This window comes from Litoribacter ruber, from assembly GCF_018449405.1.
Classification (GTDB): domain Bacteria; phylum Bacteroidota; class Bacteroidia; order Cytophagales; family Cyclobacteriaceae; genus Litoribacter; species Litoribacter ruber.
Map to the genome: position 1 here is coordinate 77,710 of NZ_JAHCMY010000001.1, position 13,170 is coordinate 90,879.

General features: G+C 46.1%; 8 protein-coding genes and 1 tRNA gene. 5 read left to right on the forward strand and 4 right to left on the reverse strand.

The window, feature by feature from the left end:
• Positions 1 to 4: 4 nt before the first annotated feature.
• The 3 genes from KI659_RS00340 to KI659_RS00350 all read right to left on the reverse strand — a co-directional run bounded on the left by KI659_RS00340 (position 5) and on the right by KI659_RS00350 (position 3,774).
• Complete coding sequence (locus tag KI659_RS00340; protein WP_213943356.1) at positions 5 to 1,921, reverse strand: amylo-alpha-1,6-glucosidase; 1,917 nt, start codon at positions 1,919 to 1,921, stop codon at positions 5 to 7.
• A gap of 354 nt (positions 1,922 to 2,275) precedes the next feature.
• Positions 2,276 to 2,351, reverse strand: a tRNA-His gene (locus KI659_RS00345).
• An 82-nt stretch (positions 2,352 to 2,433) separates the two neighbouring features.
• Positions 2,434 to 3,774: a dihydroorotase gene (locus tag KI659_RS00350; RefSeq protein WP_213943357.1), complete on the reverse strand. Its 1,341-nt coding sequence runs from the start codon at positions 3,772 to 3,774 to the stop codon at positions 2,434 to 2,436.
• A 70-nt stretch (positions 3,775 to 3,844) separates the two neighbouring features.
• Between KI659_RS00350 and KI659_RS00355 the strand changes: the two genes are divergently transcribed.
• The 4 genes from KI659_RS00355 to KI659_RS00370 all read left to right on the forward strand — a co-directional run bounded on the left by KI659_RS00355 (position 3,845) and on the right by KI659_RS00370 (position 8,347).
• On the forward strand, positions 3,845 to 5,212 hold the full coding sequence (locus KI659_RS00355) for a DEAD/DEAH box helicase (protein WP_213943358.1): 1,368 nt from the start codon (positions 3,845 to 3,847) through the stop codon (positions 5,210 to 5,212).
• Positions 5,213 to 5,322: 110 nt separating this feature from the next.
• Positions 5,323 to 6,411 (forward strand): efflux RND transporter periplasmic adaptor subunit, encoded by a 1,089-nt coding sequence (locus KI659_RS00360; RefSeq protein ID WP_213943359.1) that lies wholly within the window; start codon positions 5,323 to 5,325, stop codon positions 6,409 to 6,411.
• On the forward strand, positions 6,408 to 7,661 hold the full coding sequence (locus tag KI659_RS00365; RefSeq protein WP_213943360.1) for an ABC transporter permease: 1,254 nt from the start codon (positions 6,408 to 6,410) through the stop codon (positions 7,659 to 7,661). Before KI659_RS00360 ends, KI659_RS00365 begins: the two co-directional genes overlap by 4 nt.
• 8 nt (positions 7,662 to 7,669) lie before the next feature.
• Positions 7,670 to 8,347, forward strand: a complete 678-nt coding sequence (locus KI659_RS00370; protein ID WP_213943361.1) for an ABC transporter ATP-binding protein — start codon at positions 7,670 to 7,672, stop codon at positions 8,345 to 8,347.
• 79 nt (positions 8,348 to 8,426) lie between these two features.
• On the opposite strand, the gene KI659_RS00375 is transcribed toward KI659_RS00370, so the two are convergent.
• Complete coding sequence (locus tag KI659_RS00375; protein ID WP_213943362.1) at positions 8,427 to 9,923, reverse strand: M28 family peptidase; 1,497 nt, start codon at positions 9,921 to 9,923, stop codon at positions 8,427 to 8,429.
• Positions 9,924 to 10,124: 201 nt separating this feature from the next.
• Between KI659_RS00375 and gcvP the strand changes: the two genes are divergently transcribed.
• Positions 10,125 to 13,025, forward strand: a complete 2,901-nt coding sequence (gene gcvP, locus KI659_RS00380) for an aminomethyl-transferring glycine dehydrogenase (protein ID WP_213943363.1) — start codon at positions 10,125 to 10,127, stop codon at positions 13,023 to 13,025.
• The last annotated feature ends 145 nt before the right edge of the window (positions 13,026 to 13,170 follow it).

The following is a 13,170-nucleotide window of genomic DNA, read 5'->3' on the forward strand; positions in this document are numbered from 1 at the left end:
AAAATTAAAGTTTATTGACTAGATGCATCATCCTGAGCATTTCTCCCACACTCCAGGCTTGGGATATTGCTCCTTTTGGACGGTGGGGCGGATCGCCGTCGTAGATTTCCGCGACGGTGCCCACGCCATATTGGGTCATCACCTCATCAAAAGCCGTGATGGTTTTTTCGATAAGGTTTTTGCCTTTATCTCCGTGGATGCGTAGATAGCCTTCCATAAAATGACCGAGCAACCAGGGCCAAACTGTGCCTTGATGGTATGCGTTGTCCCGTTGATACTGATTGCCTTGATAATATCCTTTGTAACGGGGATCGTCAGGGGCAAGGGTTCTCAATCCGCGGGTGGTAAGCAGTTTTGCCCGGGCCGTTTCCAGAATTGAATCGTTTTGAAAGTCAGATAGGGCTCTGAAAGGCAGCGAGGTGGCAAAAATCATATTGGGCCTGATGGACCAATCTTTCTCCTCTCCATTGACTACATCTGCCAAATAACCTTTTCGATCATCCCAAAAGTTTTCCTCAAAGGAGTTTCTGACTTTTTGTGCAAGTTCGTTAATGTTTTCTTCTCCGGAAAGAGAATAGTAAAAACAAAGTGCATTGTACCAAAGTGCGTTGATCTCAACTGGGCAACCGATCCTCGGTGTCACGGGGCCGTCGTCGGTCACAGCGTCCATCCAGGTGAGGGCTTTGCCTTCCTCCCCTCCGCAAAGCAAACCGTTTTCCAATACACGAATGTTGAAATCAGTTCCCGCTATGAAGCCATCGATGATTTGCTTCATGTATTTGAGGTGTTTATCCTTGATTGTAGCTTCGTCTTCAGTGAAAATGACATATTGCTGCAATGCCCAAAAATACCATAACGGCGCATCCAGGGAATTCATGTTGGTATCCACACCGCTACCCACATTGGGGAATAAGGGGCCCTTCATGTCTCTGGTCATGGTTTCCATGATTTCAAGGAAGGTTTCTTTTTGGCCCAAAGTAAGGGTGAGGCCTGGTGCTGCTATAAATGTGTCCCTACCCCACCAGCCAAACCAGGGGAAGCCTGCAATGACATGGGTTTTTCCATCCCTTTTGGCAATAAATTGGCCTGCTGAATTTTTAAGGCAGTTTGCAAAATTGTTTCTCGGGAACCTTCTGGCTACTTCTTTTTCGAAGGACTGTTTTCTGGTGGCCGCTTTGGCTTCCTGGAGACCCGCCGAAAATATAACGGGCTCATCCTTGGTGATCTCTACCTCAAAATAACCTGGCACATAGAGATCCTCATGATAATCATAGCCCCTTTCCCTTTCGCGGATATACTCAATGTCGTAATACCAATCCGGGGCGGGCACAAATTCATTTTTCTTCGAAAGCTGTAAATAAAGTGGATCGTAGGCATCGTATAGCCTAAACACGACACCCTGGTCAGCTTTTTTATATTTTTTGTTTAAATAGGTATTGGCCTTGGATAGACTGTGGTGGCCACGGAACGCCAAAAACGGCTGGAGCCTCAACTTGGTAGGGCTGTGTGCCTCCAAAAGTGTGTACCTGATCATCACCCGGTCCCGGTTGGAATCCAGGATGATTTCCTTTTGCAACAAAACACCCCCAACCCTATAAGTAAGCTTCGGGATGGGTTCGGTATCAAAATCCTCTAGGTATTTATGTCCGCGCGGGGAATAAGTGCCCGGGTATTTGGCAATTCCAAGGTTGAAACTGGCTCCGTGCTGCACCACCGTCTCATGGACATTGGATAGCATTACATGGTGCTGGGAATCTATTTGGGGTTGCGGGGCGACCAGGAGACCGTGATATTTTCTGGTGTTGCAGCCAATAATGGTAGAATTGGTGTAACAGCCGGATTTGTTGGCCCGGATTATTTCTTTCTCCAAAGAATAATTCAAATTGATAAGTTGAGTCTTATCAAAGTGTATGTAGCTCATAGGTTAGTGGTTTGATACTGTTTGTATAACCATAAAAATACCTTTTTGTGGGGGAAAGAAAAACAAAAGCGCAAAAAAAAGACCATCCGGAGATGGTCTAATGTTATTGGGCTACTGATGTTGAGTCTTTTTGCAGTTCCTCCCAATTGCGGAGGGATTCGTCGAACTTGTTTAAATACAGGTTAATAAAACGCAAATCCACAGGTTTCACCTTGGGAAATACGGGCGAAGATTTAAATAATGTAAACATTGCCGATTATTGGTTTAATTTAAGTCACAGAGAACAATTAAAATGCCAACAAAATTAATTGCCGGGCTGAAAAAAGAAAACCCCTTGAGTCGTCAAGGGGTTTAGGGTGGAAGACCGGGTTCGAACCGGCGACCTCTGGATCCACAAACCAGCGCTCTAACCAGCTGAGCTACAACCACCGTTTGAAGTCTTTTTCAGAAACTGTTTCCTGAATGGATTGCAAAGGTAGTATTTTGATATATTCGATGCAATAGCCAGGAAGTTATTTTCTTGAAAATTTTAATCTTTCTCCCATTTTCTCTTCATGAAATATGCCGTTTTCGTACGCCAAGTGCCCGGAAACGATCGTATGGGTCACTCTTGACTTGAAAGTTTGTCCTTCAAAAGGTGACCAGCCGCATTTGGAAAGCACGTTTTCGGCTGTTACTTCCCATGGGTTGTCCAGGTCCACCAATACCAAGTCGGCATGGAAGCTTGGACGGATATAGCCCCGTTTTTCCACTTCGAAAAGAATAGCAGGATGGTGACACATTTTCTGGACTATGGCTTCCAGGCTGATTTTCTTCTGATGGTACATTTCCAGCATGGCCACTAGGCTGTGCTGAACCAAGGGACCTCCTGATGGGGCATTGGCATATTTGTTGGCTTTTTCCTCTTTGGTGTGGGGGGCATGGTCGGTGGCGATCACATCGATTCGGTTGTCCAGTACGCCTTTGAGGATTTCATCTCGGTCGGCGGCACTTTTTACCGCAGGGTTCCATTTGATGAGCGTGCCTTTTTCATCATAATCCTCATCGGTAAACCATAAATGGTGCACACAGGCCTCTGCGGTGATTCTTTTTTCTTCCAAAGGAATGGTGTTGTCAAATAGACTGACCTCTTTGGCGGTGCTGATATGGAGGATGTGCAACTTTGTTCCGTGTTTACGCGCCAAGTCTACTACTTTCTTCGAGGCATCATAGCATGCTTCTGCCGAACGGATCAAGGGGTGGTATTTGATGGGGATATCTTCCCCAAATTCTTGCTGGTATTTTACAAAATTGGCCCTGATGATATCATCATTTTCGCTGTGGGTGGCGATTAAGATGGGGCTTTTTTCAAAGATCTTTTCCAAAGTTTCCAGATTGTCCACCAGCATATTGCCGGTGGAGGAGCCCTGAAAAACTTTTATTCCACAAACATTCTGGGGGTCTACTTTCAACAGTTCATCCAGGTTGTCATTGGTGGCCCCCAGATAAAAAGAGTAATTGGCCAGGGAAGTTTGGGAAGCGATTTTATATTTCTCCTCCAGCAGTTCAATGGTGGTGGACTGGGGGACGGTATTGGGCATTTCCATGTAGGAAGTGATCCCTCCGGCCACGGCGGCCCTGCTTTCTGTTTTGATATCTGCTTTATGGGTAAGTCCCGGCTCCCTGAAATGCACCTGGTCGTCAATGATGCCCGGGAGGAGGTATTTGCCCTTGGCGTCAATATGGATGTCGGCTTCATGCTCGCTGAGGTCACCCCCGGCTACAAAGATGAGCCCGTCCCTTACCAATACGTCTCCTAGGGATATCTGTCCTTCATTTACTATATTTGCATTTGTTATTAAGATGCTTTTCATAGGTTTTGAACTTACTTATGGAATTTCTGCTTTTAATATTTCTCAAATTGTATCCTTAAAAATAGTAAACATGTCGGACAGCCCCGTAAGTTTTGAAGAATTTAAATTAAATAAGCAGCTTTTGGAAGCTGTCCGGGAGGCAGGTTTTGAAAAACCCACACCTATCCAGGCTAAGGCCATCCCGTTGGCACTAGCCGGGCATGATGTTTTAGGGATCGCCCAAACGGGCACCGGGAAGACGGCCGCCTATGTGCTTCCTATTCTGATGAAAATCAAATATGCGCAAGGGATGCATCCCCGAGCGCTGGTGTTGGCGCCCACACGGGAGCTGGTGATGCAGATTGAGGAAGCTATCCTGCAGTTTGGCAAATACACGGACCTGAGGTACGTGTGTCTGTATGGCGGAATAGGCCCCACCACCCAAATTGAAAAAATCCAACAAGGAGTGGACGTAATCGTATCCACGCCCGGGAGATTTGTGGACCTATACAGCAGGGGGGCGATTTTTGTCAAGGAGATCAAAACCATGGTGATGGATGAAGCCGACAAGATGATGGATATGGGCTTTATGCGCCAGATCCGGTCTATACTTGAGATCCTGCCCGTAAAAAGGCAAAACCTGTTGTTTTCCGCCACCTTTGCTGACAAGGTGGAGATCCTTAGTCAGGAATTTCTGGAGTTTCCCGAGCGGATAGAAGTGGCTCCCCAAGCGACCACGGCAGAAACCATCGATCAGGTAAAATATCTGGTGCCCAACATCAAAACCAAGATCAACCTGCTGGAGCATATCCTCCAAGGCGAGGAAGTGAAGAGGGCGATGATTTTTACCAAATCCAGGAAAAATGCCGAGGAGGTATTTAATTATATAGAAAGGAAAAAGCTGGGAGAAGTGCGGGTGATCCATGCCAACAAGGGGCAGAATACTCGCATCAATTCCATGGAGCAGTTTAAGGCAGGGGATATCCGGATCCTGGTGGCAACAGATGTGGCTTCCAGGGGGCTGGATATTTCCATGGTGAGCCATGTGATCAATTTTGATGTGCCATTGATCTACGAGGATTACGTGCACAGGATCGGGCGTACGGGACGTGCGGAGCAGGAAGGAAAGGCCATCACCTTTGTGAATCCTGTGGAGGAATTTCATTTTGAAAAGATCGAAGAGATCATCAGGATGCCGGTGCCGGAAAGCCACATTCCAGCGGAAGTGACGGTAGTGGATACGCCGTTTTCAGAAAAACAGGCTTATGCCAGGGAGATTGACAACCAGAAGAAAAAAGCGGATCCGGATTACCTGGGCGCCTTCCATGAGAAAAAGGCCAGGCCGAAAACCAATCCCCATGAAAAGCCGGCAGCCGATCCAAGAAAGCATCAGCGCCAAAAAGCCAAGAAAAACCGTAACCAGATGAAAACCCAGGGTAAGAATAAAAAACGGTCATAATATTGAGAAGCTCCACTTGTGGAGCTTTTTTTTATGAGCTAGGTCATTTTTTTAAGACTTGCATGTGGCTACTTTTACTTATATTTAAATGAGCTTCAACTTATCAGGTCATGAATCTATTAAGGAAAATTTTTTTGCTTGGATGCTGTCTGGGATTTTTTGTTTCCTGTGGAGAAAATTATGAGAAGGCAACGGTAAAAAGAGGCAATATTTCCGAATCCGTATATGCTTCCGGGATAGTCAAAAGCCTTGGACAATACCAGGCATATGCCACGGTGTCAGGGCTGGTCGATGAGGTGTATGTACAGGAAGGCGATACGGTGAAAATAGGCGATCCTATTATTTCTATCTATAACGAGTCGGGGAGGTTAAACCGGGAAAGCGCCGAACTGGCCAGGGCCTATGCCGACCGGCAGGCTAACCAGAGCCGGTTGAGAGACTTGGAAATCGCCGTGGAGCTAGCGAAGAGCCAATTGGAGAATGATTCTCTGATGCTGGAAAGGCAAAAGAGACTGAGAAGCCAGGGGGTGGGCACGGAAACCGAAATGGAAAGGCGCGAACTAAACTTCAGGAATTCTGCCACCCAATACCAGTCCAGTAAAATCCGGTACCAAGAACTCAAGCGTGAAATCGATTTTCAGGACAGGCAGGCCTACCAAAACTTAAAAATCAGTAGGGCAATGGAGGATGATTTTTTGGTGACCTCACGTGTGGATGGGGTGGTGTTTTCTATGCTAAGAGAGAAAGGGGAGCTGGTCTCTCCACAGACGCCCTTAGCGGTGCTTGGCCAGGCGGGTAAATATTTTCTCGAATTGCAGGTGGATGAATATGACATTGTAAAAGTCCGCACAGGCCAGAAGATATTCGTGAGCATGGACAGCTACCGTGGGCAGACCTTTGAAGCGATAGTCACCAAGATCAACCCCATTCTTAATCAGGCAAGCAAAAGTTTTACAGTGGAGGCGGTCTTTACCAGAGAGCCAGAGCAGCTTTTCCCCTTTCTGACTTTGGAGGCCAATATTTTGATAAAGGAAAGCAAGGAAGCTTTGCTGGTGCCAAGGAGCTTTGTTCATCAGGACAACTATGTAGTCACGGAACAAATGGATACGTTGGAGGTAAAATTGGGCATCAGGGATTTTCAGATGGCCGAATTGATCGAAGGGGTGGGGGAAGGGACCAAACTTATCAGAAGACCATGAAATGGGGCCTAATTACCGAACTTGCCTGGGCCTTGATGGTGGCCAGAGGAAAGCAGACCATTGTGGCCGGGGTGGGGGTGGTGTTTAGCATCACCATGTTTGTGGCGCTACTTGGTTTCATGAATGGTCTAAACTCCATGCTCGACGGGTTGATCCTCAACCGTACTCCCCACATCCGCTTTTACAATGAGGTGAAACCAAATCCAAACCAACCGATTCAGCTTTTTGACCGGGAGACCCACCATGTGATCCGATCCATCAAACCAAGCGCTTCCAGACTGGATATACACAACAGTGGGCCGATTATGGAAAGTCTTTCCAGAGATCCGCGTGTGCTGGGAGTCACGCCAAGGATCACCGCGCAGGTGTTTTATAATGTAGGGACCATCGACATCACCGGGGTGGTCAACGGGGTGGATGTGGCCAAGGAAGCAGACCTTTTTGCATTTGAGGATTATGTGACCACTGGGAATGTGCAGGATTTAAATAATACGCTGAACAGTGTGATTCTGGGCAAGGGGGCAGCAGACAGAATGCTAGCCGAAATCGGGGATTTGATCCAGGTGACCACTGCCCAAGGTAACCGAATGCAACTAAAGGTGGTGGGGTATTTTCAGTCAGGACTTGGGGATGTGGACAATGTACAAAGCTATGCATCAATAAATACTGTGCAAAAGATGCTGGGTGAACCGGCCTCGTACGTGACAGATATTCAGGTCAAGCTTCATGATTTAAACCTGGCTCCCGCAATGGCAAGAGAGCTGGCAGAAGTCTACCAAGTGGATGCGGACGATATCCAAACCGTGAACGCACAATTTGAAACAGGGACACAAGTGCGGTCCCTGATCAGCTATGCCGTGGGAATCACCCTTTTGGTGGTGTCGGGTTTTGGTATTTATAACATCCTCAACATGATGATTTATGAGAAGATGGATACCATTGCCATCCTGAAGGCCATTGGCTTTTCGGGCCGGGATGTCAATTTGATTTTTATCATCATTGCGCTGATCATCGGGGTTGTGGGTGGGGCTTTGGGTCTTGTATTTGGCTTCCTGGCCGGATTGGGCATCGAGCGGATTCCATTTGAAACGGAGGCCTTGCCCACCATCAAAACCTTTCCCGTAGATTTCAACCCCAAGTATTATGTGATTGCGGGAGTGTTTAGCATAGTGACCACCTATTTTGCCGGATATTTTCCAGCCAAGAAAGCCAGTAAGATTGACCCTGTGGATATCATAAGGGGGAAATAATGGATGATATGCAGAGAAGCAGTGTATTGAGAACCCAGAATGTAAGTAAATATTTCTATAGTCCTGAAAAAACTCAGGTGCTAAAGGAGGTTTGTCTGGACGTTAAAAAAGGAGAGTTCGTTTCCGTTATGGGCAAGTCCGGATGCGGAAAATCGACGTTGCTTTACATCCTTTCCACCATGGATACTGACTATGAAGGGCAATTGTATATAGAAAATGAACTGGTGACCGGGCTGGATGCAAAGATTCTTTCTAGGATCAGAAATGAGAAAATAGGCTTTGTATTCCAGTTTCATTATTTGCTCAACGAATTCTCAGCTTTGGAAAATGTGAAAATCCCCGCCATGAAGCTGGGGAGGTACAGTCCAGAGGAAATCGAACACAGGGCAATGGAGAAACTTAGGATCTTTGGAATGGAAAGCCATGCGCTCAAAAAAGTACACCAACTTTCCGGTGGTCAAAAGCAAAGGGTAGCCATAGCCAGAGCACTGATTAATGATCCCCTAATCATCATGGGGGATGAGCCTACCGGGAATCTGGACAAATCCAATAGCGATATCGTCTTTAATATTTTCAAGGAGCTAGCCACTGAATTTCACCAGACCATGCTTATCGTCACCCACGACGATGAATTTGCCAAAGGGACAGACAGGATTATAGAAATGGAAGACGGTAGGATTATATAATTAGATGTTTTAAGTCAAAAAAAAAGCCTTTAAGCTTGACGCTCAAAGGCTTTTATTGGTTATCCGTTTCCGGTCTTTTTTATCTGTCTGTTCGGGTATTCGTTCCGTCTACAGGAGTTCTTTCATCTCTGTTGGCCAAATCCCATGAGGTATGGAATATCAACCTGGCTCTTTTGGTCATCAACGGGAATTCGATTTTGTCCACCGTATCCGTGTGCTGGTGATAGTCATCGTGCACGCCGTTGAAGAAGAAGATAACAGGGATATCGTGCTTTGCAAAATTGTAATGATCGGATCTGTAATAGAATCTGTTTGGATCATCCTCAGCATCATATCTGTAGTCGAGTTTCAGGCCAGTGTAAGTGATGTTATTGTATTCATTGATGGTTTTCAAATGGCTTGAAAGCATTTCAGAACCGATCACATACACATAGTCTTGGTCTTCGGCATCCTGGTATTCATAGTCAATTCTTCCCACCATATCGATGTTAATGTTGTTGACGGTGTTTTCCAAGGGGAAAATTGGATTTTCAGCATAGTATTGTGAGCCTAGAAGTCCTTTTTCCTCACCGGTTACGTTTAGGAAAAGGATGCTTCTTCTTGGTCTGTGACCATCTTCGGCAGCCTTGGCAAAAGCCTGGGCGATCTCCATTACGGAAACTGTCCCTGATCCATCATCATCTGCGCCGTTGTTGATTCTTCCTTGGCTGTCGATTCCGATGTGGTCATAGTGTGAAGAAATTACCAAAACCTCCTCTTTTTTATCGGTACCCTCAAGGTAAGCCATCACGTTTTCCGTACCGACCATTTCCTTGTTTTTCTTCACTTGGAAGGTGGCTTTCTGGCTTTTGATTACCGAAGGGTCGTTTTTGGCGGCTTCTTTAAGCTCTTCTACTGAAGAATCAAAAATCTCCGCCATTTTGTTGCTGCTCACCATGAATACCGGCTGCTGCTTGTCTTCGGAGTCAAAACCGAGTCTTCCTCTTCCGGAAAGCGCTTTGTAACGGTTTGCGATACGGTCAAAATTGGCCTGCCCTTCCATGGTTACGATCACGGCACCGGCTGCTCCGGCATCCATGATGTCCTGGATTACGTTTTGAGCTCTTCCGCCGATTGCCCAGATGCCTACCAGTTTATCTTTTACGTCTACTTTTGAGAGGTTTTCTTCATTAGCAAGTCCCAGGAATACAAGGTCTTTCTTTTCAGAACGTCTCATGTTCCCGTCGCCGATAAATACGAAGTCCTCGTTATTAGTCAGTTTCTGGTTGCCTATTTTCAGGGAAATATCGCCCCATTTCACATTGGCAAGTTCGAATTTCTGAAGGTAATCTCCGTCTACCGGGCCGTCCAGGCCTATTTCTTTGTAAAAATTCACTAAATATTCGGCGGCCATTTTCTGGCCCTTCTCACCGGTTTCACGGCCTTCCATTTCGTCGGAGGCCAAATAAGTGAGGTATTCTTCCAAGTCAGCTTCAGTGATGGTGGAGGCGTATTTGATCGCCGTAGCATCCTGAGCCGACACCTGCCATGACATCAAATATGCCATTGCGCCTGCCAAAAGATATCTTTTCTTCATACTATTTTGTTGTGCGTGTTGTTTTTTTGAACCTAAAACTAAAAATTTTAATTAGTAGATTAAAATTGAATTCCATGATCGGTCGGCAAAATGGGTATAAATCTTTGGATTTTAAAATCATTATCCATCAATAATTTATACATTTGCACAACCAAAAATACCTTGGATATAACCCAAATCATATAACTTCTATCAGCTGATATGAAAATTAATCTAGATCCCTCAGTTAAATTTGAACACCGGCATAATGGGCCTTCCCAAGCGGATATCGCCCACATGTTGGAGAAAATTGGTGTGTCTTCTGTTGATGAATTAATAGACCAAACCGTGCCTAAGGCCATTAGGTCTGAGCAAAGTCTGCAGCTTCCTGAAGCTAAGTCAGAAGCGGCCTTTTTAAACGAGTTCAAAAAGCTGGCTTCCAAAAACAAAATCTTTAAGTCCTATATCGGATTAGGGTATTATGATACGCTGGTGCCTGGGGTGATTTTGAGAAATGTATTGGAAAATCCAGGATGGTATACCGCCTACACACCTTACCAGGCAGAAATCGCACAGGGCCGTCTTGAGGCGCTGATCAATTTCCAGACAATGGTCATGGACTTGACCGGCATGGAAATGGCCAATGCCTCCCTTTTGGATGAGGGTACGGCTGCCGCCGAAGCGATGACCCTTCTTTATGCTTCCAAAGCAAAATCGAAGAAGAAAGCCACAAAGTTCTTTGTGGACGAAAAGATTTTCCCTCAGACCAAAGATATCCTTTTGACCCGTTCGGTGCCGGTAGGCGTTGATTTGGTGATTGGGCCATTGGCTGAATTGGATCTGACTGATCCGGAATTATTCGGCTTGATGCTGCAATACCCCAATTCTGACGGGGAGGCAATCAACTATTCTGAATTGGTGGCTTCCGCCAAAGAAAACGATGTGTTGACAGCTTTTGCCGCCGATCTTTTGAGTTTGACACTTTTGACACCTCCGGGTGAAATGGGTGCTGACGTGGTAGTGGGTACTACCCAAAGATTAGGGGTTCCAATGGGTTTTGGTGGTCCTCATGCTGCCTACTTTGCCACTAAGGAAGCCTACAAGCGACAGATTCCGGGAAGGATCATCGGCGTGTCTGTAGACCGAGATGGAAATAAGGCTTACAGGATGGCGCTTCAGACAAGAGAGCAACATATCAAAAGAGAAAAAGCTACATCGAATATTTGTACCGCACAGGTATTGCTAGGAGTGATGGCCGGTATGTATGCCGTATATCATGGACCTAAAGGCTTGAAGGAAATTGCCTCCCGAATCCACGGTTTGGCTAAATTGACCGTCCAGGGTCTTGCCGAATTAGGGTTTGTGCAGGAAAACAAGAATTTCTTCGATACCATCAAAATAAAAGTGGACGAAGTTCAACAGGAGAAAATCAGGGCGTTTGCTCTTTCTTCAAAGGTAAACTTCCGATACGAAACCGGGTATATTTTTCTCTCATTTGACGAGGTGAAAACCCTGAAAAACGTTCAGGATATCCTGCACATTTTCGCAAAGTCTACCAATAAAACCGCCATAGACATTCAAGAGAAAGTTGCCGGCCTTGAGTTGGAATTGACAGATAACTTGGAGAGAAAGTCATCCTACTTGGAGCATCCGGTATTCAACCAATACCACTCCGAGCATGAGATGCTTAGATATATCAAGCGTCTTGAGTCAAAGGATTTGAGCTTGACGCATTCCATGATTTCATTGGGCTCCTGTACCATGAAACTGAACGCTACCGCGGAGATGATTCCGGTGACATGGCCTGAATTTGGGCAGATGCACCCGTTTGTTCCCCAGGACCAGGCAGCTGGATACTATGAGATGTTCCAAAACTTGAGAAACTGGTTGAGCGAGATCACAGGGTTTGCCGACACCTCCCTTCAGCCTAACTCTGGCGCTCAGGGTGAATTTGCCGGCCTCATGGTGATCCGAGCTTATCACCAAAGCAGGGGCGACCACCACAGAAATATTGCCCTTATCCCATCTTCAGCCCACGGTACCAACCCTGCATCGGCAGTGATGGCGGGTATGAGTGTGGTGATTGTGAAATGTGACGAAAAAGGAAATATTGATCTGGAAGATTTGAAAGCCAAAGCGGAGAAGTACAAAGACAACCTTTCTTCCCTTTTGGTGACTTACCCATCTACCCACGGTGTGTTTGAAGAGTCTATTCAGGAGATCTGCCAGACCATCCACAACAATGGCGGTCAGGTATACATGGACGGTGCCAACATGAACGCCCAGGTTGGGTTGACCAGTCCAGGGAGAATCGGTGCTGACGTATGTCACCTGAATCTTCACAAAACTTTCTGTATCCCTCATGGTGGAGGTGGACCAGGTATGGGCCCAATCTGTGTGGCTGAGCACCTTGTGCCATTCCTGCCTAGCAACCCGATTGTGAAAACAGGAGGTCAGCAGGCCATCCACGCTATTTCGGCTGCACCTTTCGGAAGTGCGTCCATCCTTCCAATTTCATATGCCTACATCGCAATGATGGGTGGAGACGGACTGACTAACGCTACCAAAATGGCCATCCTTAATGCCAACTACATGAAGGCAAGGCTGGAAGAGCACTACCCGATCCTTTATACTGGAACAAAAGGTAGAGCGGCCCACGAAATGATCTTGGACTGCAGAGCCTTTAAGGAGGTTGGAATCGAAGTAGAGGACATTGCCAAGCGATTGATGGACTATGGATACCATGCCCCAACAGTTTCCTTCCCTGTAGCTGGTACCCTTATGATCGAGCCTACCGAATCTGAGACGGTGTCTGAATTGGACAAGTTCTGTGATGCCATGATTGCTATCAGAGAAGAAATCAAGTCTATCGAAAACGGTACTTTGGATAAGGAAGACAACATGTTGAAAAATGCTCCGCATACAGCTACTTTGGCATTGGCCGATGAGTGGAACTTCAGCTACAGTAGACAGCAGGCTGTTTATCCATTGGAATTTGTGAAAAACAATAAGTTCTGGCCATCGGTAAGAAGAATTGATTCTGCTTACGGTGACAGAAACTTGATGTGTAGCTGTATCCCGGTGACGGAATATGAGCAAAGCGAGGAAGAAGCGATGGCATAAGCCATTTAGAGATAAATAATTAAAAGCCTGAAGGATCATTTCTTCAGGCTTTTTTTATTCTTTGGGTAAATAAATGGAAAGCAGTGGGGTAAAGCAAGTTATTGATGTTGATTTGGTCTCAAGGCTGTGAAATGTGTCTTATGTA

Excerpts from the sequence above, each read along its gene's own strand:
- KI659_RS00340 (WP_213943356.1), bottom strand. The coding sequence starts at position 1,921 with ATGAGCTACATACACTTTGATAAGACTCAACTTATCAATTTGAATTAT.
- KI659_RS00350 (WP_213943357.1), bottom strand. The coding sequence starts at position 3,774 with ATGAAAAGCATCTTAATAACAAATGCAAATATAGTAAATGAAGGACAG.
- KI659_RS00355 (WP_213943358.1), top strand. The coding sequence starts at position 3,845 with ATGTCGGACAGCCCCGTAAGTTTTGAAGAATTTAAATTAAATAAGCAG.
- KI659_RS00360 (WP_213943359.1), top strand. The coding sequence starts at position 5,323 with ATGAATCTATTAAGGAAAATTTTTTTGCTTGGATGCTGTCTGGGATTT.
- KI659_RS00365 (WP_213943360.1), top strand. The coding sequence starts at position 6,408 with ATGAAATGGGGCCTAATTACCGAACTTGCCTGGGCCTTGATGGTGGCC.
- KI659_RS00370 (WP_213943361.1), top strand. The coding sequence starts at position 7,670 with ATGCAGAGAAGCAGTGTATTGAGAACCCAGAATGTAAGTAAATATTTC.
- KI659_RS00375 (WP_213943362.1), bottom strand. The coding sequence starts at position 9,923 with ATGAAGAAAAGATATCTTTTGGCAGGCGCAATGGCATATTTGATGTCA.
- gcvP (WP_213943363.1), top strand. The coding sequence starts at position 10,125 with ATGAAAATTAATCTAGATCCCTCAGTTAAATTTGAACACCGGCATAAT.